Origin of the sequence: Nocardia inohanensis NBRC 100128 (genome assembly GCF_001612945.1) — a bacterium.
In the GTDB taxonomy this organism is placed as follows: domain Bacteria; phylum Actinomycetota; class Actinomycetes; order Mycobacteriales; family Mycobacteriaceae; genus Nocardia; species Nocardia inohanensis.
Genome location: NZ_BDBK01000003.1, coordinates 132,259 through 153,899 on the forward strand (window position 1 = coordinate 132,259; position 21,641 = coordinate 153,899).

25 protein-coding genes are annotated in these 21,641 nt (G+C 68.6%); 14 read left to right on the forward strand and 11 right to left on the reverse strand.

Annotated features, from left to right (window positions below; genetic code table 11):
• Nucleotides 1-106: 106 nt before the first annotated feature.
• The 3 genes from NI1_RS11970 to NI1_RS11980 form a co-directional block, all read right to left on the reverse strand.
• Nucleotides 107-1,567, reverse strand: a complete 1,461-nt coding sequence (locus NI1_RS11970; RefSeq protein WP_067818558.1) for a DUF8176 domain-containing protein — start codon at nt 1,565-1,567, stop codon at nt 107-109.
• 78 nt (nt 1,568-1,645) lie between these two features.
• Nucleotides 1,646-2,881 carry a hypothetical protein gene (locus tag NI1_RS11975; RefSeq protein WP_245663180.1) on the reverse strand — a complete coding sequence of 412 codons (1,236 nt, stop codon included), beginning with the start codon at nt 2,879-2,881 and terminating at the stop codon, nt 1,646-1,648.
• 199 nt (nt 2,882-3,080) lie between these two features.
• Nucleotides 3,081-4,481, reverse strand: a complete 1,401-nt coding sequence (locus NI1_RS11980) for an NAD(P)H-quinone dehydrogenase (protein WP_067818561.1) — start codon at nt 4,479-4,481, stop codon at nt 3,081-3,083.
• A 226-nt stretch (nt 4,482-4,707) separates the two neighbouring features.
• On the opposite strand from NI1_RS11980, the gene NI1_RS11985 reads away from it, so the two are divergent.
• Both NI1_RS11985 and NI1_RS11990 read left to right on the forward strand, forming a co-directional pair.
• Entirely contained in the window at nt 4,708-5,187 is a 480-nt protein-coding gene (locus NI1_RS11985; protein WP_067720621.1) for a gamma-glutamylcyclotransferase family protein, read from the forward strand.
• A 136-nt stretch (nt 5,188-5,323) separates the two neighbouring features.
• Entirely contained in the window at nt 5,324-5,734 is a 411-nt protein-coding gene (locus tag NI1_RS11990; protein WP_067818564.1) for a PPOX class F420-dependent oxidoreductase, read from the forward strand.
• A 270-nt stretch (nt 5,735-6,004) separates the two neighbouring features.
• Here NI1_RS11990 and NI1_RS11995 read toward each other — a convergent pair whose 3' ends face one another.
• The 3 genes from NI1_RS11995 to NI1_RS12005 form a co-directional block, all read right to left on the reverse strand.
• Nucleotides 6,005-7,153 carry a M20 family metallopeptidase gene (locus NI1_RS11995; RefSeq protein WP_067720653.1) on the reverse strand — a complete coding sequence of 383 codons (1,149 nt, stop codon included), beginning with the start codon at nt 7,151-7,153 and terminating at the stop codon, nt 6,005-6,007.
• 107 nt (nt 7,154-7,260) lie between these two features.
• Entirely contained in the window at nt 7,261-8,448 is a 1,188-nt protein-coding gene (locus NI1_RS12000) for a M20 family metallopeptidase (RefSeq protein ID WP_067818660.1), read from the reverse strand.
• A gap of 283 nt (nt 8,449-8,731) precedes the next feature.
• Complete coding sequence (locus NI1_RS12005; RefSeq protein WP_067818567.1) at nt 8,732-9,436, reverse strand: enoyl-CoA hydratase/isomerase family protein; 705 nt, start codon at nt 9,434-9,436, stop codon at nt 8,732-8,734.
• 161 nt (nt 9,437-9,597) lie between these two features.
• On the opposite strand from NI1_RS12005, the gene NI1_RS12010 reads away from it, so the two are divergent.
• From NI1_RS12010 to NI1_RS12020, 3 genes are read left to right on the forward strand one after another with little or no spacing between them, the layout of a single operon-like run.
• Nucleotides 9,598-10,380 carry a purine-nucleoside phosphorylase gene (locus tag NI1_RS12010; protein ID WP_067818570.1) on the forward strand — a complete coding sequence of 261 codons (783 nt, stop codon included), beginning with the start codon at nt 9,598-9,600 and terminating at the stop codon, nt 10,378-10,380.
• 9 nt (nt 10,381-10,389) lie between these two features.
• Nucleotides 10,390-11,937 (forward strand): phospho-sugar mutase, encoded by a 1,548-nt coding sequence (locus tag NI1_RS12015; RefSeq protein ID WP_067818572.1) that lies wholly within the window; start codon nt 10,390-10,392, stop codon nt 11,935-11,937.
• An 8-nt stretch (nt 11,938-11,945) separates the two neighbouring features.
• The gene (locus tag NI1_RS12020; protein WP_067818575.1) at nt 11,946-12,182 is read left to right on the forward strand and encodes a hypothetical protein; all 237 of its coding nucleotides are present in this window, start codon (nt 11,946-11,948) and stop codon (nt 12,180-12,182) included.
• A gap of 41 nt (nt 12,183-12,223) precedes the next feature.
• Here the strand turns inward: NI1_RS12020 and upp are convergent, their stop codons facing one another.
• On the reverse strand, nt 12,224-12,847 hold the full coding sequence (gene upp, locus NI1_RS12025) for a uracil phosphoribosyltransferase (protein ID WP_067818578.1): 624 nt from the start codon (nt 12,845-12,847) through the stop codon (nt 12,224-12,226).
• A 139-nt stretch (nt 12,848-12,986) separates the two neighbouring features.
• On the opposite strand from upp, the gene NI1_RS12030 reads away from it, so the two are divergent.
• The 6 genes from NI1_RS12030 (at nt 12,987) to NI1_RS12050 (ending at nt 16,873) form a co-directional block, all read left to right on the forward strand.
• Nucleotides 12,987-13,328 (forward strand): type VII secretion target, encoded by a 342-nt coding sequence (locus NI1_RS12030; protein ID WP_084523040.1) that lies wholly within the window; start codon nt 12,987-12,989, stop codon nt 13,326-13,328.
• Nucleotides 13,325-13,492 (forward strand): hypothetical protein, encoded by a 168-nt coding sequence (locus NI1_RS37860; protein ID WP_157535076.1) that lies wholly within the window; start codon nt 13,325-13,327, stop codon nt 13,490-13,492. Before NI1_RS12030 ends, NI1_RS37860 begins: the two co-directional genes overlap by 4 nt.
• A 202-nt stretch (nt 13,493-13,694) precedes the next feature.
• A complete protein-coding gene (locus NI1_RS12035) occupies nt 13,695-14,858 on the forward strand; it encodes a C40 family peptidase (RefSeq protein ID WP_067818666.1) in 1,164 nt (387 codons plus the stop codon).
• A 70-nt stretch (nt 14,859-14,928) separates the two neighbouring features.
• On the forward strand, nt 14,929-15,267 hold the full coding sequence (locus NI1_RS12040) for a hypothetical protein (RefSeq protein WP_067818580.1): 339 nt from the start codon (nt 14,929-14,931) through the stop codon (nt 15,265-15,267).
• Entirely contained in the window at nt 15,264-15,593 is a 330-nt protein-coding gene (locus NI1_RS12045) for a YbaB/EbfC family nucleoid-associated protein (RefSeq protein ID WP_067818583.1), read from the forward strand. Before NI1_RS12040 ends, NI1_RS12045 begins: the two co-directional genes overlap by 4 nt.
• 26 nt (nt 15,594-15,619) lie before the next feature.
• Nucleotides 15,620-16,873, forward strand: a complete 1,254-nt coding sequence (locus NI1_RS12050; protein ID WP_067818586.1) for a SatS C-terminal domain-containing protein — start codon at nt 15,620-15,622, stop codon at nt 16,871-16,873.
• Nucleotides 16,874-17,061: 188 nt separating this feature from the next.
• On the opposite strand, the gene NI1_RS12055 is transcribed toward NI1_RS12050, so the two are convergent.
• The 4 genes from NI1_RS12055 to NI1_RS12070 form a co-directional block, all read right to left on the reverse strand.
• Entirely contained in the window at nt 17,062-18,153 is a 1,092-nt protein-coding gene (locus NI1_RS12055) for an adenosine deaminase (RefSeq protein WP_067818590.1), read from the reverse strand.
• Between the two features lie 112 nt (nt 18,154-18,265).
• Entirely contained in the window at nt 18,266-18,538 is a 273-nt protein-coding gene (locus tag NI1_RS40100; RefSeq protein ID WP_067818593.1) for an excalibur calcium-binding domain-containing protein, read from the reverse strand.
• A 24-nt stretch (nt 18,539-18,562) separates the two neighbouring features.
• Entirely contained in the window at nt 18,563-19,891 is a 1,329-nt protein-coding gene (locus NI1_RS12065) for a thymidine phosphorylase (protein ID WP_439957249.1), read from the reverse strand.
• A gap of 26 nt (nt 19,892-19,917) precedes the next feature.
• Entirely contained in the window at nt 19,918-20,319 is a 402-nt protein-coding gene (locus NI1_RS12070; protein WP_067818599.1) for a cytidine deaminase, read from the reverse strand.
• 301 nt (nt 20,320-20,620) lie between these two features.
• Between NI1_RS12070 and sdhC the strand changes: the two genes are divergently transcribed.
• From sdhC to NI1_RS37115, 3 genes are all read left to right on the forward strand, one after another.
• Complete coding sequence (gene sdhC, locus NI1_RS12075; protein ID WP_084523044.1) at nt 20,621-21,016, forward strand: succinate dehydrogenase, cytochrome b556 subunit; 396 nt, start codon at nt 20,621-20,623, stop codon at nt 21,014-21,016.
• A 1-nt stretch (nt 21,017) separates the two neighbouring features.
• A complete protein-coding gene (locus tag NI1_RS12080) occupies nt 21,018-21,449 on the forward strand; it encodes a succinate dehydrogenase hydrophobic membrane anchor subunit (protein ID WP_067818605.1) in 432 nt (143 codons plus the stop codon).
• A gap of 16 nt (nt 21,450-21,465) precedes the next feature.
• Nucleotides 21,466-21,641, forward strand: a 176-nt coding sequence (locus NI1_RS37115; RefSeq protein WP_157535077.1) for an FAD-binding protein, incomplete at its 3' end; no start/stop codon positions are given.

Below are 21,641 nucleotides of genomic sequence, written 5' to 3' on the forward strand. Positions count from 1 at the left end.
TTGGAGTTTTGCTCCACTTTCATGGCCTTTCGGTCAGTTTCCTGACCGAAAGCGCCGAAAGTGGAGCAAAACTCCGGTTGATCATGACGACAACACCGCCCGCACGTCAGGACTGGCGCTCCTCGATGGTGAAGATCAGGTGCTTGCCGTCACGGTTGACGGTGACGATGCGCTGCCGGTAGACGGCGGTGGTGCCGTCGGGGGAATGCACGGTCAGGTCGGCGTCGTAGGTTTCCGGCGCGATCTCGGAGATGCGGACGCAGTAGGTGGTGCCGGCAGGTGTCTGGTCGATGCCCGCGCTCTGGATGGTCTCGGCGGTGGAGACGGTGGGGGTGTCGGGGGCTACGAAGGAGTGTGCTTTCACACCGTTGCGCTCGACGTAGAAGGCGTGCTGGAAGCCGAGAATGGCGGCTGCGCCGGAGTCCGTGCCGCCCTCGCCGTTGCCGATGGTGAGCGCGCCCTCCCGCCGGGCGGGGCAGCTCAGCTGGGCCACGGTGGTGGAGGCCCCGGGCTTGCCCATGGTGGTGGCGTTCGCCAGCGGTGATTCGTCGGAGTCGCCGCCGCTGGTGACCGCGACGACCACTACGGCCACGAGCGCCAGCACCGCGGCGGCCGCTCCGGCCAGCAGGCCGATCCGCTTCCACGGCTTGCCCGCTTTCGGCGGCGCGGCAACGGGTTTGGGCGCCAAACGCTTGGCGATGGGATCATCGGCCCACGACAGCGATTCGCCGCCGACCGGCTCGTCCGGTGGCACGGGCGGGAACCCGGAAGGCGCGGAACGCCACCACGATCCGGTGGTCGTCGCAGCCGACTCGTCCCATCCGGCAGCCGGCTTCCCCTCGGCCGCACCGGTATCGGCAGGCGCCGCATCGGGCGCGGGAGTGCTCACGGCCTCCTGCGGAGTCCAGGAATCCGGCGCGCGGTATTGCATCGGCGGAGGATCGACGGGCGCGGCCTCGCCGGGCTGCCGGCCCAGCTCGGCCTGCGCCGCTCCCGAAGCGCCGGAATCCGCAGGCCGCCAACCGAATTCCGGGTTCGCGGGCGCGGCGGCACCGGGCGCGGCATCCGCCGGACCCCAACCCGGCTCCGGGTTCGAGGGACCGGTCACTCCAGCTGCCGGATCCGCGGGACGCCAGCCCAGGTCCGGATTCGCCGATCCGGGCGCAGCGAGATCCGCGGGTCGCCAGGCCAGTCCCGAGCCGCCCTGCCCGCCGCCCTGATCCGCGGGGCGCCAAGCTAATTCGGGGCTGGTCGCTCCGGGAGCGGGGGTCCATACGGGCATTCCGGCCTCGGTCGCGGGGCCGAAACCGGCGGCCCCGGGCTCGTTCATGGACGGTCCGAAGTCTTTGAGCGAGGGACCGAATTCGGCGAGGGGCGGACCGAACTCGGAATCCGGCGCACCGGAGCCGATTCCAGCGCCGAACGGCGAGTCGGTCGGACCGGCGCCGGCCGTGCCCGGCTGCCCGGTCCCCTCGGTTCCCGGCTGCCCCGCGGGGTTTCCGGCATCGGCTCCGGGCGTGGATGCCGGGCCGGGCCGATCCGCGGACTCGTCCTTGCCGGAGACCATCACCCGTCCTTTCGAAGACACACGCGTGGGGCGGTCGCTGACGACCGCCCCACGCGACGACTGTGTGCTGCCAGTACCTCAGTACTGGACGGTACCGCCTACCTGACCGGTCACGCCGCCGACGTCGATCGAGTTGGAGGCCAGTTCACCTGCCGGGAGCTTACCAACCTGGGCCGCGGCCTCCAGGATGGTGGCGCCACCGGGGAGCAGGCGAATCCAGTTCTCGGCATCGGCCTTGACCGCGTTGGCGACCGTGGTGTCGAGCAGGAACTCCATCTTCTGATCCGCGCCCGCGCCGTTGCCGGAGTACGCGGTCACCTTGATCTGGTTCCGTACGGTGTAGTCCAGCGCCACACCGGCCTCGCCGATACCGCCCGGCGTGGTGTAGCCGATGGTGCCGACGTAGCCGTCGAGGTTGCTGAAGTGGTGGGTGTTGGCCGCGAACCCGGCCAGGATCGCGCCACCGTCGACGTTCGCGCCGACCTCGGTGTGCGGACCGGTCATCTCGACGACCGGCGCGGCCGGTGCGGCTTCGACGGCGGGCGCGGTCCAGCGCGGCTGCTGCGCGGCCGGCTGCTCGCCGGTCAGCGTCTCGGTCGGCTTCTCCTCGGCCTGCGTGCCGCCCTGGTTGGCCTGCGCACCGCCTTGGTTCGCCTGCGCCCCACCCTGATTGGCCTGCGCGCCGCCCTGGCCCTGCGCGCCACCCTGGGTGCCCGCCGGGCTGACCTGACCGGAGTCACCCGACTGGCCGGGGTTCACCTGCACCGGCACCACCTGCGCGCCCTGCTGGCCCGGCACGGGCAGCGGAGCCACGCGCGGCTGGGTCACGCCGGGCTGGGTCTTGGTCTTGGAGTCGTTGCCGGCCGGCTGGGTGTCGGTCTTGGGCGCGGCGCCCGCCCCGGTGTTCGGGTTGGTGACGCCGGGCTGGCTCGGCTGCGGATTGGCCTGAGTTCCGTTGCCCTGCGCGCCATTCCCCTGCGTTCCACCGCCCTGGGTGCCGCCCTGAGCGCCGTTCCCCTGGGTTCCGGGCTGCGAGCCGTTCCCCTGGGTTCCGTTGCCCTGAGTGCCGCCCTGGGCGCCGTTCCCCTGTGTCCCGTTGCCGGGAACCACCTCGGTCTTGGTCTCCGGCGCCTGGGTCTCCTCACCGGCCGCCGGCTGTTCGGCGGCGCCCGGCTGCTGCGGGGCCGACGGTGCCACGCTGGGCCCGCCGGGCGCGGCGTTGGCCGGCGCACTCAGCAGGGTCACCACTGCGGCCGCGGCGGCCAAGGGTAGGGAGGTACTCGCCTTGATCCGATTCGGCTTGCGGTGCTTCACGTTTCGCTCTATTCCTTCGTCCCTCATCGGCACGATCGAGCACGCGAGCTTCCGCGAGTGCGTAGCGGCTGTCGCCGGAAAGGGTTGACCCCCCGACACTCTCGCGACCGCCCTGCCGATCGCTGTCCCGCCGCGAAGTGAATCACACGGGATGCATACCGGCAAGCCGCCGCCTATCGGATCATCAGGAATTCATCTCTCAGTCGAGGTCGTCGTGGCGCATGAGCTGACGCGCCGCCTCGGTAACCGACCCGGTCAGCGAGGGGTAGACCGAGAAGGTCTGGGCCAGATCGTTGACGGTCAGATTGTTCTGCACCGCAAGGGTGATCGGCAGGATGAGCTCGGATGCGATGGGCGCCACCACGACTCCGCCGATGACCACGCCGGTGGCCGGCCGGCAGAAGATCTTCACGAAACCCCGTCGCAGACCCAGCATCTTGGCGCGCGGGTTGGTGTTCAACGGCAGCATGACCGTGCGCGCCGGGGTCTCGCCGTTGTCGATCGCGGTCTGGCTCACACCGACGGTCGCGATCTCCGGCCGCGTGAACACCGCGGAGGCAACGGTTTTGAGGCGGATGGGCACCACACCCTCACCGAGCGCGTGGTACATCGCGATGCGGCCCTGCATGGCGGCCACCGAGGCCAGCGGCAGCAGGCCGGTGCAGTCACCGGCGGCGTACACGCCGGGCGCGGTGGTCCGCGAGACCCGGTCCACGCGCAGGTATCCGCCCTTGTCGAGTTCGATGCCGACCCGCTCCAAGCCGAGCTTGCCGGTGTTGGGGATGGAGCCGACGGTCATCAGCGCGTGCGTGCCGGTGATATTGCGGCCGTCGGACAGCTTCACCACGATGCCGTCCGCGGTGCGCTCCACCGCATCGGCGCGGGCATGCTTGACCAGCTCCACACCGCGCTCGGCGAAGGCGTCCTCGAGCACCAGCGCGGCGTCGGCGTCCTCACCGGGCAGCACGCGGTCGCGGCTGGAGACCAGCTTCACCTTCACGCCCATCTCGGTGTAGGCGGAGACGAATTCGGCGCCGGTGACACCGGAGCCGACCACGACGAGGGTCTCCGGGAGTTCCTTGAGGTCGTAGAGCTGACGCCAGTTGAGGATGCGCTCGCCGTCCGGTTCCGCGCCCGGCAGCACCCGCGGGCTGGCGCCGGTGGCGATCAGCACCACTTCGGCCTCGATGAGCTGCTGCCCCTCGGGACAGGTGGCCTTCACCAGATGGGTGGCCAGGCCGGGCGCCTGATCGATGATCTCGCCGTAGCCGGAGATGACGGTGACGCCGGCGGTCTGCAACTTGGCCTTGATGTCGGAGGACTGGGCCTGCGCGAGCGCCTTCACCCGCGAGTTGACCTCGGCCAATCGCACCTGCGCCTGCGAGGGGTGCACGGTGATACCCAGGTCCCGGGCGCGGCGCAGATCGGTGCGCACACCCGTGGAGGCGATGAATGTCTTCGACGGCACGCAATCCCACAGCACACACGCGCCGCCGATGCCGTCACTGTCGATCAGCGTGACCGGTGCGCCGTGCTGGGCCGCTACCAGGGCCGCCTCGTATCCGGCCGGCCCGCCACCGATGATCACAATGCGGGTCATGTTCCCTCGCTTCTGCTCCGGGCTCCGGGGTCTCCGGCGCCGCCCCTACAACGTTATCTTTCAGCGTCCGCACAGCTCCGACCGCATCGAGAGCCGACTTCGTCACAGGGCCGGACGGCGTGTCGGGATGTGACATGCGCGTGGATTGTGCGGTTTCGCTATAGCCGGACCCGCCCTGTGATCGGGATCGGGGATGGTTGCGGTGAATGTTCGATAGGCTTTTGTGGTGCCGATTTACGCCGCCTACGGGTCCAACATGGATCCCGAGCAGATGCTCAAGCGCTGTCCGCACTCCCCCGTATACGGAACCGGCTGGCTGGAAGGGTGGCGCCTCACCTTCGCCGGGGACGATATCGGCTGGGAGGGACCGCTCGCGACGGTGGTCGAAGAGCCGGGCTCACGCGTGTTCGTCGTCCTCTACGACGTGCCCAGCGAGGATGAGCTGAGCCTCGACCGCTGGGAAGGTTCGGACTTCGGCATTCACAAGAAGATCCGGCTGCGCGTCACCCCCAACCAGGGCACGGGCACCGACCCGGTGCTGGCCTGGCTGTACGTCCTCGACGCCTACGAGGGCGGGCTGCCGTCGGCCCGCTACATCGGAGTCATCTCCGATGCCGCCGAGAAGGCGGGCGCGCCGAACGAATACGTCCATGCGCTACGCACGCGCAACAGCAAGAACGTCGGCCCGGGCACCTTCGGTCTCTGAGCCGCCCCGCCGTTCACACCGGGCCGCCTCCGTCACGGGCGCGGCCCGGTCTTTTCCGGCAGTTCCGTGCGCGCGGAAGATTCGGGCCGCGCATACGTTGGTATCGAGCAAACATCCCCCTTCCGAGAGGATCGCGATGCCCAACACGCCCCTGCCCGATGCCGTCGCCGAGTTCCTGGCCAAGCCGAATCCGGCCGTGTTCGCCTCCAACAAGCCCGACGGCCAACCGGTCTCGGTGGCCACCTGGTACCTCTACGAGGACGGCCGAATCCTGGTGAACCTGGCCGACTTCCGCAAGCGGCTGGATTGGCTGCGCCAGGATCCGCGAGTCTCGCTGACCGTGCTCGGGTCGGGCAACTGGTACAGCCACGTCAGCGTGCAGGGCCGCATCGTGTCCCTGGAATCCGATCCGGACTCCTCGGTCATCGACCGCATCTCCCAGCACTACATGGGCACGCCGTACGCCGTCCGCGATCAGAAGCGGGTCAGCGCCTGGATCGAAATCGACCGCTGGCACGGCTGGGGTGAGTTCGCCCCGAAGCAGTAACCCTGGCGCACAACCGAATCCGGGCCCGCTCGGGCGGGTCCGGCGGGCCATCTGACCCAGATTCGAAGCGGCCGTACCGGATCCGGGGCCGCACCGGAACCGGGGCCGCACCAGAACCGGGGCCGCACCGGAACCGGGGCCGCACCTGACCGGTGCGGGCGCGCCGGAAGCAGGGGCTCGCCCGCAGCCGGGGCAACTCGCCCACCTCCCCGACACGAAACCGGCCGCACCCGTCAGGGTGCGGCCGGTTTTCGTTCGACCCGTGCGGGCTCAGCGCGCGTTCAACACCAGGTTGGTGAACACGCGCACGCCGGCCGCGAGGGCACGCTCGTCGATGTCGAAGGTGGGCTGGTGCAGGTCGAGCTGTTCGCCCTGACCGGACCAGACGCCGAGCCGCGCCATCGCACCGGGGACTTCCTCCAGGTACCAGGAGAAGTCCTCGCCGCCGCCGGACTGCTGGGTGTCGGCGAGAGCATCCGGGCCGAGGCCGCGAATGGCTTCCTCGAACATGCGCACGGCCAGTTCGTCATTGACGACCGGCGGCACACCGCGTTTGTAGTTGAGCTGGTAGCGCACGCCGGTGGGGGCGAGCAGCCCCTCGACGATCTCGCGCACCATGGGCTCGAGCAGCGACCAGGTGGCGTGGTCGCCGGTGCGCACGGTGCCGGTGAGCATGCCGGTCTGCGGAATCGCATTGGGCGCCTTGCCCGCCGAGACCGCGCCCCACACCATGACGGTGCTGGTCCGCGGGTCGATACGGCGGGAGAGCAGACCGGGCAGGCCGGTGATGACGGTGCCGATGGCATAGACCAGGTCGCTGGTCAGATGCGGCCGCGAGGTGTGCCCGCCGGGCGAATCCAGGACCAGTTCCACGGTGTCGGCCGCCGAGGTGATGGCGCCGACGCGAATCCCCACGCGACCCACCTCCAAGCGCGGATCGCAGTGCACGGCGAACATGCGCGAGACGTCTTCCATCGCACCCGCGGCGACCATGTCGATGGCCCCGCCGGGCATGACCTCTTCGGCGTGCTGGAAGACCAGGCGTACCCCGACCGGCAACTGGTCGGCGATCTCGGCCAGCGCGAGCGCGGTGCCGAGCAGGATGGTGGTGTGCGCGTCGTGCCCGCAGGCGTGCGAGACGCCGGGCACGGTGGAGGCGAAGGGCAGGCCGGTGTACTCCTGCAACGGCAGCGCGTCCATATCGGCGCGCAATCCGATGCGGGGCCCGTCCGGGCCGATGTCACAGATCAGGCCGGTGCCGCTCGGTAGTTTGCGCGGCTCGAGCCCGGCCTTCACCAGCCAGGACTCGATGAATTCGGTGGTGCCGAACTCGGTGCGGGACAGCTCCGGGTTGGCGTGGATGTGACGGCGCCACGAAATCAGGTCCTCCATGTGCTCCTCGAGCCATGCTTCGACCATCTCGTGTCCCGTCGCCGGTTCCATTACGACGCTCGGCGGGTTCTGCGTGGATACGCAGGACGCCGCCAGTGGTCCGGTACTTCGCGCCGCGGACCGGCCGGTTGTGCTCACCGAATGTCCTCCTGTCGCTGAAACTGCCGTTGGGTAACGCGTTCCGACAACCTGTCCCTATGAAATTGATCGCCTGCGATTGTTATCGCGGTGCGAGCCAAAGCCGTTGCCCCGTCCAGGACGGCGCGGTCGGCGGAGGCGTTCACGGCCGCCGCCGCGAACGCGGGCTGGTGCGTCACCGCGCCGCCGGCATCGATGCCGATGACCGGGTGGATGCCGGCGATGACATTGGTGACATTGCCCATATCCGTGCTGCCCAGTGGTCTCGCGGCCTCGAGCTCCGGTGCGATGGGCTCGCGGCCGAGACGCCGGATCTGCTCGCGATAGGCACACAGTAGTGCGCTGTCGGGAGTCAACTCCGTATATGTCGGCGCGAGCTTCCGGATTTCGTGTGTACATCCGGTCGCCAGGGCACCTGCCTCGAAACAGGCCGATGCGCGTTGCATCAGATCGTCGAGAGCCGCGGAGTCGACTGCCCGTAGGTAATACAGCAGTTCCGCGTGACCGGGCACGATATTGGGGGCTACACCGCCCGACCCGACTATACCGTGGAGTTGCTGTCCGGGCAGTAGATGTTGGCGCAGCAAACCGAGAGCGACTTGCGCGACGGTAATGGCGTCCAGTGCGTTTCGCCCGTATTCCGGGGCGGCGGAGGCATGCGATTCGCGGCCGTGGAAAACAACGGACAAATCGGCGAGGGCGAGGGAGCGCGCACCGGCGATGTCCTCGGGGCCGGGGTGCACCATCATCGCCATGGCGAGGTCGTCGAAGACGCCGCGGTTCAGCATGAGCACCTTGCCGCCGCCGGACTCCTCGGCGGGCGTACCCAGCACTTTCACCGTGATACCGCAGGCATCGGCGACGGCGGCCAGGCCCAGGGCGGCGCCGACGGCCGAGGCGGCGATGATGTTGTGCCCGCAGGCGTGGCCGATTTCCGGCAGTGCGTCGTACTCCGCGCAAATACCGACCACTAGGTCTCCACTGCCGAATTCGGCGGTGAAAGCGGTGGGTAGATCGGCGACGCCGGAATTGATCTTGAAACCGAACTCGCGCAGCGGCTCGATCGTCTTTGCGACGCTGCGGAATTCCTCGAAGGCGAGTTCCGGTTCGCCGTGAATCGAATGCGAAAGTGCGATCAGCCGATCACGATCGGCCTGAATCGCTTTGTCGGAAGCCTCGATCAACGATGCGTCGGGCGGCGTCAGGGCAGCACCCAGCGCCGACACGTTTGAATAGTGCCGACTGATCGGTTTCAAAGGCTCCGAATCATCGCCGCTGCGCGATGGAGGCATGGGACACAGTCTTGCACTCGCCGGGCAAGCGCGCGCACTCGGTGAGAGGAAAACTCCCACCGGTTGCTGGAGAACGGGTTTCGGGGGTTACACCCCCAGACCCCGGACCGAAAGTCTGCATCCTCCCCCACCCTCCCGCGAAGACGGGGGAAGCCACAGCCCTCAGAGGCGATCGTCAGAGGCTGAAAGCCAGGTTTTCGGGGGTGGTCTCGACCGCCAGACCCGCGAGGGCCCGCTGATGCAGGGCGCGCTTGATGACCGGGAGGTTGGGCTTGCGGTTGCCCTTGAGTTCGTCGGCACGGGCGATGGCGACCGCGAGCAACGACTCGGCATCCGCCTTGCCGTCCACGATGCCGGCGGCGATGGCGTCATCGGCGCCGTAGCGGCGACCGGTCGTCATGGCCTCCACCGCAACCTGATTGGTGAGGCGCTCGGTGACCAGCGCGTTCATCGCGACCGTGAACGGCATGCCCAGGTGCACCTCGGGCAGGCACCAGAAGCCGCGGTCCGCGCGCATGATGCGGAAATCGCAGGAGGTGGCGAGCATGGCGCCGGCACCGAACGCGTGACCGTTCACGGCCGCGACGGTCGGCATGCCGAAGCCCAGCAGGCGGGTGTAGAGGGAGTGGACGCGATCCAGGTACCAGCAGTTCTTGTCGAAATTGCCGAACAGCCACTCGGTGTCGAGGCCGTTGGAGAAGAACTTGCCGTTGGCGGTCACGACCAGCGCGGCCGGGCCCTCCGACGCCTCGACCTCGTCGAGCAGCGCGTGCACCGCTTCGATCCAGTCCGGATGGAATCGGTTGTCGCTGTCGATGTCCTGACCCTCGGTTCCGAGGTTCAGCACGAACACGTCCCCATCACGCTTCAAATACGGCATGGGTGCAGCGTAGCGGGGGCGGAACCCGATACCTACCGACGGGTAGCTCCCCCGCCTCTCCGCGATTTCAGCGCCGGACCCGAGTGCCGCTTTCGGGACGAACGGGACAGGTCCCGTCCGCCCATGAGCACGTGAGATCACGGGTGAGTAGGGTGGGCGACATGCTAGCCGAACAGGCCGCCGCGCAGGCGATCGCCGAACGTACGGGAGTGCAGAAACACCGGGTCGCCGTGATCCTCGGGTCCGGCTGGCAGGAAGCCGCCGCGCAGATCGGGGAACCCGACCACACGATTCCCATGGCCGAGGTGCCGGGATTCGGATCGCCCACGGCCCAGGGGCATCAGGGCACCATCGTCTCCGTCCACGTCGAAGAGTCGCCGGTGCTGTTGCTCATGGGGCGGCAGCATCTCTACGAGGGCCATGAGCCGGCGCAGGTTGTGCACAATGTGCGCACCGCGGTGGCCGCGGGCGCGGACACCATCGTGCTGACCAATGCCGCGGGCGGGATCCGCGACGGGCTGCGGGTGGGCGAGGCGGTGCTGATCAGCGACCATCTCAACCTGACCGGGCGGACGCCGCTGGCGGGCGCGAACTTCGTCGACCTGGTCGATGCCTGGGATCCCGAATTGCGGGCGCTGGCAAAGGAAATCGACCCCACCCTGACCGAGGGCGTGTACGCGGGCCTGACCGGACCGCAGTACGAGACCCCCGCCGAAATTCGCATGCTGCGCACGATGGGCGCGGATCTGGTGGGTATGTCCACCGTGTTGGAGGCCATCGCCTGCCGTGCCGCGGGAGCCCGGGTGCTCGGCATCTCGCTGGTCACCAACCTCGCCGCCGGTATGACCGGCGCGCACCTGTCCCACGCGGAGGTGCTCGCCGAAGGTCATGCCGCCGCAACCCGATTGGGCAAACTGCTGCGCGGCGTGCTGGAACGACTCTAGGAGACGCGCATGCTGCGCTTCGGCACCGCCGGACTGCGCGGCCCGTTGCAGGACGGGCCGGACGGAATGAATGTCGATACGGTGTCGCGCGCGAGCGCGGGCATCGCGGCGTGGTTGCGGGATCGCTGCCTGGGCGGCGGACTGGTGATCGTCGGCCGCGACGCCCGGCACGGTTCGGCGGAATTCTCCTTGGTCACCGCGGAAGTGTTCGCGGCGGCCGGATTTTCGGTGCTGGACCTGCCCCGCCCACTACCCACGCCGGTGGTGGCCTACGCGGTGCGGGCGCTGGGTGCGGTTGCGGGAGTGCAGATCACGGCCTCGCACAACCCCGCCACCGACAACGGCTACAAGCTCTACCTCGACGGCGGTTCGCAATTGGTGCCGCCCGCCGACGCCGAGATCGAACGCCACATCGACGCCGTGCAGGGTCGCGTCCCGCGCAGCCATCCCGCCGAAACCGCCCCGAAGCCGAGCTTGCTGGGGCTGCCCGACGGTACTTCCGGCAGCGCGATGGGCGAGGAGATCGTCCGCCGGTATCAGGCCCGGGTGGCCGAATTGCCCGCGCTGATAGGCGGTTCGGGGGAACGCGCGGAGATCCGGATCGCGCTCACCGCCATGCACGGTGTCGGTGGCGAACTCGCCGCCGCCACGCTGCGCGCGGCCGGGTTCTCCGACATCGTCGCGGTGACCGAGCAATTCGCGCCGGATCCCGATTTTCCGACGGTGGCGTTCCCGAACCCGGAGGAGCCGGGAGCGTCGGATCTGTTGCTGGAGTTGGCGCAGCGGCTCGACGCGGATATCGCCATCGCCTTGGACCCGGATGCCGATCGCTGCGCGGTGGGGGTGCCGGGCCCGGACGGCTGGCGGATGCTGCGTGGGGACGAGACCGGGGTGCTGCTCGGCGATTTCGTATTGCGCACGGCCGCACCGGATTCCCTGGTCGCCACCACCATCGTGTCGTCGCGGCTGCTGAGCAAGCTGGCCGCGGCGCGAGGTGTGCGGTATGCCGAGACGCTGACCGGATTCAAATGGCTGGCGCGGGCGGGCGAGGGGCTCGTCTACGCCTACGAGGAGGCGATCGGGCACTGCGTGGACCCGTCCGCCGTACGGGACAAGGACGGGATCTCGGCGGCGGTGCTGGCCGCGGATCTGGTCGCGCAACTGAAGGCGGCCGGGCGCAGCGTGCACGACGTGCTCGACGATTACGCGGTCGAGTTCGGGGTGCACGCCGGGGATCAGGTGTCGCTGCGGCTGGCCGATGCCGAGGAGGCGGCCGCGGTGGTCGCCCGGTTGCGGGAGACGCCCCCGACCGAGATCGCGGGCGAGACGGTGACGCTCACGGATATGGCGGCGGTGCGCGGGCCCATGCGGACCGACGCGCTGATCTTCGAAGGCGAATCGCTGCGGGTGGTGGTGCGGCCCTCGGGGACCGAGCCCAAGCTCAAGTGCTACCTGGAGGTGTTCGAGCCGGTGATCTCGGATGCGGCAATCGCGCCCGCGAAGGCCGCTGCGGCACTTAGGCTTTCCTATATCCGGGAGTTCTGCGAAAAGCTGTGAGGTGACCCGTGAGCGATCAGCGTTGTACGCACTGCGGAGGCTCGGATCTGGAAACGGGTTTTCTCGACGACTCCGGTGATTCCTCGGCCGGGTACACCCGGTGGATTCCCGGGCCGCTCGAAGTGGGGATTTTCGGCGGGGCCAAACGCATGGGCAAACCGCGTTTCCAGGTGCATGCTTTCCGCTGCAAATCCTGCACTCACCTGGAACTCTTCGCCCCGCAAGCCTGGCGTCCGCGCCGGTAGACGGTTGTCGCTGACGAGCCCGCCGGTCCCGGCGGGCTTACTCAGCGCGGCCCGAACTGACGGTCACCGGCATCGCCGAGACCGGGCACGATGTAGGCGTCCGAGTTGAGCCCGCGATCCACCGACGCGGTGAAGAACCGATCGGCCAGCCCCGACTTCTCCAGCGCCGCAATGCCGTCCGGGGCGGCCACCACGCTCAGCACCGTGATGTCGCGGGCCCGCCGGGTGGCCAGCAGCTCCAGCGTGTAGACCATCGAGCCGCCGGTGGCCAGCATGGGATCGAGCACGAACACCGGCGTGCGCGACAAATCCTCGGGCAGCGACTCCATGTAGGGCGTCGGCTGATGCGTCTTCTCGTCGCGCGCCACCCCCACGAACCCGATCCGCGCGTCCGGAATCAGGTTCTCCGCGGTCTCCACCATCCCCAGCCCGGCCCGCAGCACCGGCACCAGCAGCGGCGGGCTGGCCAGCCGGATCCCCTCGGCGGCCGCCACCGGCGTGGCGATCGGGAAGGTGGCGATGGGCGCGTCCCGCATGGCCTCGTAGACGAGCATCCCGGTCAACTCCCGCAGCGCCGCCCGAAATGTCGGATTCGGGGTGCGCTCATCCCGCATGGTGGTCAGCAAAGCGGCAGCGAGCGGATGGTCCACGACGTGAGTGCGCATAGGAAAACGATAGGTCAGAGAAGCGAACCGAGATCCCGCCCGCCAGATTTTCCCGCTCCCCGGGAACCACACCCCCGCCCCGGCCGTCCAACCTCACACAGCACGTAACCACCCAGCGACCGGTCACACGGGGGCACCCATGCACCGAATACTGCTCGACCCCAACGGCATTGCCGGCTACGCCGCCACGGCCCACACCATGGCCACCGCGCTGGCGTCGACCGCCGCCGGCACCGCCACCGCCGACCCGCTGCTGCTCTCCCCCGCCTTCGGGCTGATCGGGGCCGACTTCCTAGCCGCCTTCACCGCGGCCCTCACCACCCACACCACCACCCTCGCCGACCTGTCAGCGGTGCTGACCAGCCTCGGCGTGGCCACCACCGGCAGCAGCGCGAGCTACACCCTGACCGATGCCACCCATGCGGCCGCGGTGCGAACCACTACCGCCGCCATCCCGTCGTATCCGGAGGCAATCGCATGAGCACCCGAAAGATGGCAGCCCACACCGGAAATCCCGCCGACGGCCGCATACCCGTCAAGCTGCTCGCCATCCGCGCGAAGTCACCGGGCGCCGCGCTCTCCCACGGCTGTCTGCACGAGAACAACCGGCGAACGGCCACCCGCCGATCGGGGGTCGACTCGTGAATGCGAACACTCACCGTCCGGCCGAGAGCGAACCGCGGTGGCGCACCGGCCATCCGCCCTGCGGTGCGCCCACATCGAAGCCGATTGAGCGAGACGCGCACGATAGCCGGCGGTGCTGCGACGGTCGCCGCGCATCCGCGGCGGTGGACGCGGCGGCTCGGACACCACGTGCGGCGTCTTCGGCGTTCACAGAGGAGACATGATGACCGGGTTACTCGATGTCGAGGCGCTCGCTCAGCCGATCGAGGCGCTGCGGCGCAGCTTCGGGTCCGGCGTAGCGGGTGCGACAGCCGGGGCGCTGCGGGCGAGTTCCGCGTCGATCGACGAAGTCGAGGCGGCGGGACACGGCGGGGTCGAGGAGATGTACGCGGCCTGGCGGGGCCGGGGCGGGGACGCGGCGATGGACAAGGCGTTGCGGGTGCAGACCACGGCGGGGACATTGTCCGAGCGCGGGACCGTGATGGCGGCGACGGTGGAGCGGGCGGAGGCGGCGATCGAGGCGGGCCGGCGGGAGCTGGAGAAGATTCTGCGGTCGTTTCTGGATTCGGTGGAAGGGCTCGGGGCGGCGGTGACGACGCCGGTCGGGATCGCCTCGGTCGTCGGGTCGGCCATCGATCATCTGGGCCGGGCGGTGGGGGTGGTGGAGCGGGTGCGGGTCGAGCTGGCGGGTGAGACCGCGGCGATGAACGAGTTGGTCACGCCGGTACCGGCTCCCGCTCCGGCCGCGGTTCCGGTGGCCGATACCGGCGGTGGGGCCGCCGAAGTGGTGCCCGCGGCGGTGGCTGCCGCATCGAACAGTCATGTGGCGCAGGTTGGTTCGACCGCATTGTCGAGTGGAGGCAAGGTGCTGGAGTCAGGCGCGTCGATGGCCGGTGGATTGGTTACCGTTCCGGCTTCGTCGGGTGGGTCTTCCAGACCGGCGGGCGGGAGCGGCGCGAGCGCGGCGACGCAGACGCGGCCGGCGGGGACCGGGGTGCAGGTCACGCTGCCCGATGGCAGTACCGTGGTAGCGCCGAACCAGCAGGCCGCGGATGCGGTGCGATATGCGATCAGCGCGGTCGGTACGCCCTATCAGTGGGGCGGGACGACGCCCGGTGCGGGGCTGGATTGCAGCGGATTGACGCAGTGGGCTTACGGAGAAGCCGGGGTGCGGTTACCGCGGCTGGCGCAGGAGCAGGGCGAAGGACATATGCGGGTCGGTCCAGGGGACTTGATGCCCGGGGATCTGGCCGTGTGGGACGGGCACGTGGCGATGGTGATCGGCAACGGGCAGTTGGTGGAAGCGGGCAATCCGGTACAGATCGGTGCGATCAGGACGGAGAACAGCGGTATGCGATTCCTCGGGTTCTACAGGCCCACCGCATGAGCGGTCAGGGCACGGAGGCGGCAGCCTGCGTAACCACGCGGAGCCCCCGCTCATGCGAATCGGATGCTGCATGAGCGCGGCCGTTCCGAAAGTGACAGTCGCCGCCAGTAGCAATCGGGCGGGGACGGTCACGGTGCACGCGACCGATCAGGGGATGCCGGTGGAGATCAAGTTCGAGCGCGGCGAATACCGGTACGGCGCACAGGCTCTCGCGGACGAGGTGCTGCGGCTGACCAAGCGGTCGGCGATCGTGGCCAAGTCGCGGCGGCGGGAGATACTGGCCGAGGCGGGCGTGCCGGAGGAGGCTCTCGACCGGCTGGGCCTGCCCACCCGGCGGGCCGCGGTGGCGGAATTGGATCGCCTCGACGATCAGGACACCGGCCCGACGAGCTGGACGCGCAAGGCATGAGCGGCGAAATGGACGCCCTGGTCAACGGGGTCGCGAACCAGCTGGAAGCCCTCGAAACCACCCTCGCCGGATTGCGGAGCGTGCGCGCCCGCTTCACCTCCGAGGACGGCTCCTGCACCGCCGAAGTGGACGGCGAAGGCGCGCTGACCGGCTTGTGGCTGGCCGAATCGGCGACTTCCAGGACCCCGGCGGAGGTAGCGCAGCTGATGCTGTGGACCGCCGGGCAAGCCGCCGCCGCAGCCACCGAGCAACGCGCCAAGATCCTTGCCGAACTGAACAAGTCGTTCCCGGCCGGAAATGTCAGGGGCGGCCCGGATAGTGCCTGAGGCGGGCACTAGATAGGCTTCCGGTCATGGCTTCTGGAGACATCGTCCCGATCGCGCTCGGCCTGACCAAAGGCGATCTCGTCACCCTGTGGGCACCGCGCTGGCGAGACGGTGACGATGAGTGGCAGGCATTCCTCGGTCACGAGGAAGACCTGTACGGTTTCGAGTCCGTCGCGGAGCTGGCCGCGTTCATTCGCACCAACTCCGACAACGACCTCGTCGACCATCCGGCCTGGAAGATAATCGCTGGTCTGTCGGCCGCCGAGCTGGAGCCCGAGGAGCAGTTCGTCTTCGATCTGGTCGGCGTGCCCGAGCTGGCCGCCGAGGATCCGGACCCGGAGGTGGTGTCCGAGCTCGAGGAGACCCTCGATATCGTCCGCAACCTCGGTGACGTGTGCGAGCTGGATGTCGTCATCAAGTTCTTCGGCTCGCACCCGGTGCTGGGCGCGCTGCCCGCGGGCGTGAGCGCCTTCGCCGGGCAGGAGGGCGAGGAGCTCTGGAATCAGATCGGCGCGGCCATCGCCAAGGACTGGGACGCGGTGCTCGACGCCGTGGATTCGGTGGTGACGCTGCCCGAGGTGGATGCCGACGCGGTGGCGGTGGCCGAGGCGGAACTGCTTGCGGCGGAAGAGAATATCGTCGACGCCGAGGATGCGGCGGACAGCGACGAGGAGTCCGAGTTCGAACCGGTCGATCTCGATGAGGACGACGAGGAAGAGGACGACGAGGAGCTGTCGTTCTGGCACGAGATCGGCATCGACCCGGTCAAGATCGTGACCTCGGAGGGGACGTTCTTCACGCTGCGCTGCTACGTGGACGACGAGCCCATCTTCCTCGGTACCGACGGCTCCATCACCGTCTTCGGTTCCGAGCGCGCGCTGGCCCGCTACCTGGCCGACGATCACGAGCACGACCTGGCGCGGGTCAGCACCTACGGCGATGTGCAGACCGCCGCCGTGGACGGTTCGCTCGAGGTCGAGGTGGACGACGAGAACGTCTACGTGCTGCCGGGACTGGCCGAGGATCTGGCCGAGGGCCCGCAGGCGGTCGACACCGATCAGCTCGATCTGGCGGTCGAATTGTTCACCGACGCAGCCGATTACGCCGACGACGACGCCGTCGAAGCTGCGCTGGCGGTCTCCACCCCGCTCGGCTGGTACGTCTCCTACCTGCTGAACCCGGACCCGACCCGGATGGCGCCGAATCCGCCGTTCCAGGCCGAGTCCGACGCCTGGAAGGCGCTCCAGGAAGCCTTCGAAACGCGTCTCGACAAGGCGTAACCCAACTCTCGGGGCTCTCAGGGGCTTCGCCCCCGAACCCCCGACAAGGGGACACCCGGGCTCCGCCCCCGAACCCCGACACGGGACACCTGGGTTCCGCCCCCGAACCCCGGCAAGGGGACACCTGGGCTCCGCCCACACCCGAAGCGAGCAGGGCGCTCGGCGAAAGCCGGGCGCCCCTTCGCTTTTCAGCCGAGGAGCACCGCGTAGCCGGGCTTGATCAACTCGTCGATGATGCGCAGGCGGTCCGGGAACGGGATGAAGGCGGACTTCATGGCGTTGATGGTGAACCGCTCGAGGTCGCTCCAGCCGTAGCCGAAAGTCTGTGACAGCTTGAGCATTTCCTGGCTCATGGAGGTGTCGCTCATCAGCCGGTTGTCGGTATTGACCGTGACCCGGAAGCGCAGGCGCGCGAGCAGATCGAAGGGATGCTTGTCGAGCGAGGGCACCGCGCCGGTCTGCACGTTGGAGCTGGGGCACAGTTCCAGCGGAATCCGCATGTCCCGCACATAGTTCGCGACCAGTCCGAGTTGCGGCCCGGCCGCCGAATCGGTGATGTCGTCGGTGATGCGCACACCGTGCCCGAGGCGATCGCAGCCGCAGAAGGCCAAAGCCTCGTGGATGGAGGGCAGCCCGAACGCCTCGCCGGCGTGAATGGTGAAGTGCGCGTGGTTGGCTCGCATGTAATCGAAGGCGTCCAGGTGCCGCGACGGCGGATACCCGGCTTCGGCGCCGGCGATATCGAACCCGCCGACCCCGCGATCCCGCCACCGCACCGTGAGTTCGGCGATCTCCCGCGAGCGCGCGGCATGCCGCATGGCGGTGAGCAGACAGGTCATGCGGATCGGCGTGCCCGCGGCGGCGGCGAGCGCTTCCCCCTCCCGGAATCCGGCGATGGTGTGCTCGACCACCTCGTCCAGGGTGAGCCCGTTCTCCAGATGCTGCTCCGGCGCGAACCGCACCTCGGCGTACACCACCCCGTCCGCGGCGAGGTCCTCGGCGCATTCGCGCGCCACCCGCCGCAGCCCTTCCGGGGTCTGCATGACGGCCACGGTGTGCGCGAAGGTCTCCAGATACCGTTCCAGCGATCCGCTGTCGGCCGCGTCCCGGAACCAGTTGCCGAGGGTTTCGGCATCGCCTGCCGGTAGCTGGTCGTACCCGCAGTCGCGGGCCAGCTCCAATACGGTGGCGGGCCGCAGGCCGCCGTCCAGGTGGTCGTGCAGGACCGCCTTGGGCGCCTGGCGGATCGAAGCGAGGGTCAGCGGCGTCGGTCCAGTCATGTAGAAACGGTAGCCGCATTCTTGTTCTGCGGCATGGTAGTTCGCCTGTGTCCACTCGCCCGTAGGCGTGTCGTTGCCCACGCGTTGCTGGGATTCGCGTGATCTTCACCTGCTAGCCGCAGGCCACGCCGTTCCCGTCGGGATCGAGATAGGCCGTGTACCCGGGTTGACCGGCGTACAAAGGGGCCTTGCCCTCGGACCGCACCTCGGCGCAGCTGGAGTAGTACGGGTACGGCTGGGCTCTGGAGGTCTCCGGCGGATTGATATCGATGCGGGGTTCGGCATTCGCCTGGGTCACGGTCAGCGGTAATGCGATACCCAGCGCCAATGCGCCCAGGCCCGCCGCGACCGCCCCGCGTAATCGGAATTCGGTTCTGCGCTTCACCTTCTCCAGGCTAACCGCGCCCGCTCAGTCGCCGATCCGGTCGAGAATGAGCGGTGCGGGCTCCCCCATCGCCTCCGGTGCGATGGTGAACGCGTCGCGCAGCGCCTCGAAGGCGGCCGGAAACGCTTCCGGGGTATCGGTGTGCAGGGTGAGCAGCGGCTTTCCGGCGCTTACCGAATCACCCGGCTTGGCATGCATTTCGATGCCCGCCCCGAACTGCACCGGATCGCCCTGCCGGGCCCGTCCCGCACCCAGCCGCCACGCCGCCAGCCCGACGTCCATGGCGTCCAGCCGGGCGAGCACCCCGGTTTCGGGTGCGCGCAGGATCTCGGTGTGCCGAGCCTGCGGCAGTGCGGCATCCGGATCGCCGCCCTGGGCGCGCACCATGGCCCGCCAGTGATCCATGGCCCGCCCGTCGGCGAGCGCGTCCGCCGGATCGATGCCGTCGATTCCGGCCTGGGCCAGCATCTCCCGCGCCAGCGCGAGGGTGAGCTCGACGATGTCGGCCGGTCCGCCGCCCGCCAGCACATCCACCGATTCGGCGACCTCCAGGGCGTTTCCGGCGGTACAGCCGAGCGGGGTGTCCATGGCGGTGAGCAGCGCCACCGTCCGCACCCCGGCGTCGGTCCCGAGTTCGACCATGGCGGTGGCCAATTCGCGGGCGGCCTCGAACTCCTTCATGAACGCCCCGCGCCCGACCTTCACATCGAGCACCAGCGCCCCGGTCCCCTCGGCGATCTTCTTGCTCATGATGGAGCTGGCGATCAGGGGGATGGATTCCACCGTCCCGGTGACGTCACGCAGCGCGTAGAGCCGTTTGTCGGCGGGCGCGAGGTCGGCTCCGGCCGCGCAGACCACGGCCCCGATCTCCGGATCCGCCAGGATCTCCCGCATCCGGCCGGCCGAAAGGTCGGCCCGCCAGCCCGGAATCGCCTCGAGTTTGTCGAGAGTGCCGCCGGTGTGCCCCAATCCGCGCCCGGACAGCTGCGGGACGGCGGCCCCGCAGGCGGCGACCAGCGGGGCGAGCGGCAGCGTGATCTTGTCCCCTACGCCGCCGGTGGAGTGCTTGTCCACGGTCGGCCGGGGCAGATCGGTGAAGTCCATGCGTTTGCCGGATTCGATCATGGCGCGCGTCCAGCGCGCGGTCTCCCGGCGGTTCATGCCACGCAGCAAGATCGCCATGGCCAGGGCCGACATCTGTTCGTCGGCGACCTCCCCGCGCGTGAACGCGTCCACCACCCAATCGATTTGCGCGTCGGTCAGCTCGCCACCGTCGCGCTTGGCCCGGATCACGTCCACCGCAGAGTGCACACTCACGCCCTCCACCCTGGCACGCATCCGGCCCCTCGTCATTCCGGCGCGCTCGCGGTGGGAAAGGGCTACTGCCGCCCGGCTTCCAGGTCCTCCGGGCCGAAATAGTCCGGCAGCAGCATCTTCAAGGGCGTGGGTCCGCTGCGATGGTCGACGAGCAGATCGGGTCCGCCATGTTCGAGCAGGAGCTGCCGGCAGCGGCCGCAGGGCATGAGTATTTCGCCGCGCGAGTCGCATACCGAAACGGCTATCAAGCGCCCGGCTCCGGACGAAATCAAGTTACCGACCAGTACACATTCGGCGCAGAGGCCCAGTCCGTATGAGATATTTTCCACATTGCAGCCGCTCACAACGACTCCGGAGGAAGTGAGAGCCGCGGCCCCGACAGGGAATCGGGAGTAGGGTGCATACGCTTTGGACATTACTTGTAAAGCATTGTCGCGCAAGGCATTCCAATCGATTTCCGACATATCGGACCATCCTCTCCCGGACGCGGGGCAACCCTTGCGCATACCTTCGCACACCACTCTAAAAATCAGGAAAGGCAAACCTAAGTCGGTCAATTTTCGGCCAACGAGCGGCACGCCGAATTAGTTCCCCCTACACGCGGGGATTAGAGTCCTCCTCAGATCGGTTCAGGTACCCGAATGCGGGCCTGCGCACTGCCACTGGGTTTTCGATTCCACGTGTGAGCAGGTGTTATCGACAGTCCAACGGCTCCGCGGCCGGATCTGACCGGGTCCATCAACGACGTTGGAGGCACCGCACTCTATGACCACGCTAGAAGCTCCGGCCAAGCCGAAGCGCAGCCTTTACCGTGGCGACCCCGGCATGTGGTCGTGGGCGCTGCACCGCATCACGGGCGTGACGATCTTCTTCTTCCTCTTCGTCCACGTGCTGGATACCGCGTTGGTGCGAGTCAGCCCGGACACCTACAGCCGCACGATCGAGACCTACAAGTCGCCCATCGTGGCGCTGATGGAGATGGGCCTTGTCGTCTGCGTGCTGTTCCACGCGTTCAACGGCATTCGCGTCATCCTCGTCGACTTCTGGTCGCAGGGTCCCCGCTTCCAGCGCCAGATGCTGTGGGTCGTGCTCACGCTCTGGATCCTGATCGCGGGCGCCGGCGTCGGCCGCCAGTTCTTCTACCTGCTGACGGAGCACTGACATGAGCGCACCTGTACTCGGTAAGTCCTACGACCGCCCGGCCAGCCTGGACGCGCCCCGCGCTCCGCGGCGCACCAGCGGCAACAACTTCGAGAAGTACGCGTGGCTGTTCATGCGAGCTTCCGGCCTGCTGCTGGTCTTCCTGGTCATCGGCCACATGTTCATCATGCTGATGATCGACGGCGGCGTGCAGCGCCTGAACTTCGCCTTCGTGGCGGGTCGCTGGGCCTCCCCGTTCTGGCAGATCTGGGATCTGAGCATGCTGTGGCTGGCCCAGCTGCACGGCGGCAACGGCATGCGCACGGTCATCGACGACTACGCCCGCAAGGACTCCACCCGGTTCTGGCTGAAGACCCTGCTGGTCGTCTCCATGATCCTGGTCCTCGTCACGGGCACGTACGTCATCTTCACCTTCGACCCCAACATCAGTTAGGAACAGGCCACCTCGCATGAGTGAATCCCGACCGATTCAGGAGCACCGCTACGACGTCGTCATCGTCGGTGCCGGTGGCGCTGGAATGCGTGCGGCGATCGAGGCCGGTCCTCGGGTGCGCACCGCCGTCCTGACCAAGCTCTACCCGACTCGTTCTCACACGGGCGCGGCGCAGGGCGGCATGTGTGCCGC

Bases quoted from the DNA above. Each gene is read 5' to 3' on its own strand.
- NI1_RS37860 (WP_157535076.1), top strand. From the start codon at position 13,325: ATGAGCACCCGAAAGATGGCAGCCCACACCGGAAATCCCGCCGACGGC.
- sdhC (WP_084523044.1), top strand. From the start codon at position 20,621: ATGACCACGCTAGAAGCTCCGGCCAAGCCGAAGCGCAGCCTTTACCGT.
- NI1_RS11980 (WP_067818561.1), bottom strand. From the start codon at position 4,481: ATGACCCGCATTGTGATCATCGGTGGCGGGCCGGCCGGATACGAGGCG.
- NI1_RS12045 (WP_067818583.1), top strand. From the start codon at position 15,264: ATGAGCGGCGAAATGGACGCCCTGGTCAACGGGGTCGCGAACCAGCTG.
- NI1_RS11990 (WP_067818564.1), top strand. From the start codon at position 5,324: ATGCCCAACACGCCCCTGCCCGATGCCGTCGCCGAGTTCCTGGCCAAG.
- NI1_RS11995 (WP_067720653.1), bottom strand. From the start codon at position 7,153: ATGGTCGAAGCATGGCTCGAGGAGCACATGGAGGACCTGATTTCGTGG.
- NI1_RS11970 (WP_067818558.1), bottom strand. From the start codon at position 1,567: ATGGTCTCCGGCAAGGACGAGTCCGCGGATCGGCCCGGCCCGGCATCC.
- NI1_RS12030 (WP_084523040.1), top strand. From the start codon at position 12,987: ATGCACCGAATACTGCTCGACCCCAACGGCATTGCCGGCTACGCCGCC.
- NI1_RS12035 (WP_067818666.1), top strand. From the start codon at position 13,695: ATGACCGGGTTACTCGATGTCGAGGCGCTCGCTCAGCCGATCGAGGCG.
- NI1_RS12005 (WP_067818567.1), bottom strand. From the start codon at position 9,436: ATGCCGTATTTGAAGCGTGATGGGGACGTGTTCGTGCTGAACCTCGGA.
- NI1_RS12055 (WP_067818590.1), bottom strand. From the start codon at position 18,153: ATGACTGGACCGACGCCGCTGACCCTCGCTTCGATCCGCCAGGCGCCC.
- NI1_RS12065 (WP_439957249.1), bottom strand. From the start codon at position 19,891: ATGACGAGGGGCCGGATGCGTGCCAGGGTGGAGGGCGTGAGTGTGCAC.
- NI1_RS12070 (WP_067818599.1), bottom strand. From the start codon at position 20,319: ATGTCGGAAATCGATTGGAATGCCTTGCGCGACAATGCTTTACAAGTA.
- NI1_RS12080 (WP_067818605.1), top strand. From the start codon at position 21,018: ATGAGCGCACCTGTACTCGGTAAGTCCTACGACCGCCCGGCCAGCCTG.
- NI1_RS12040 (WP_067818580.1), top strand. From the start codon at position 14,929: ATGAGCGCGGCCGTTCCGAAAGTGACAGTCGCCGCCAGTAGCAATCGG.
- NI1_RS12015 (WP_067818572.1), top strand. From the start codon at position 10,390: ATGCTGCGCTTCGGCACCGCCGGACTGCGCGGCCCGTTGCAGGACGGG.
- upp (WP_067818578.1), bottom strand. From the start codon at position 12,847: ATGCGCACTCACGTCGTGGACCATCCGCTCGCTGCCGCTTTGCTGACC.
- NI1_RS12010 (WP_067818570.1), top strand. From the start codon at position 9,598: ATGCTAGCCGAACAGGCCGCCGCGCAGGCGATCGCCGAACGTACGGGA.
- NI1_RS12050 (WP_067818586.1), top strand. From the start codon at position 15,620: ATGGCTTCTGGAGACATCGTCCCGATCGCGCTCGGCCTGACCAAAGGC.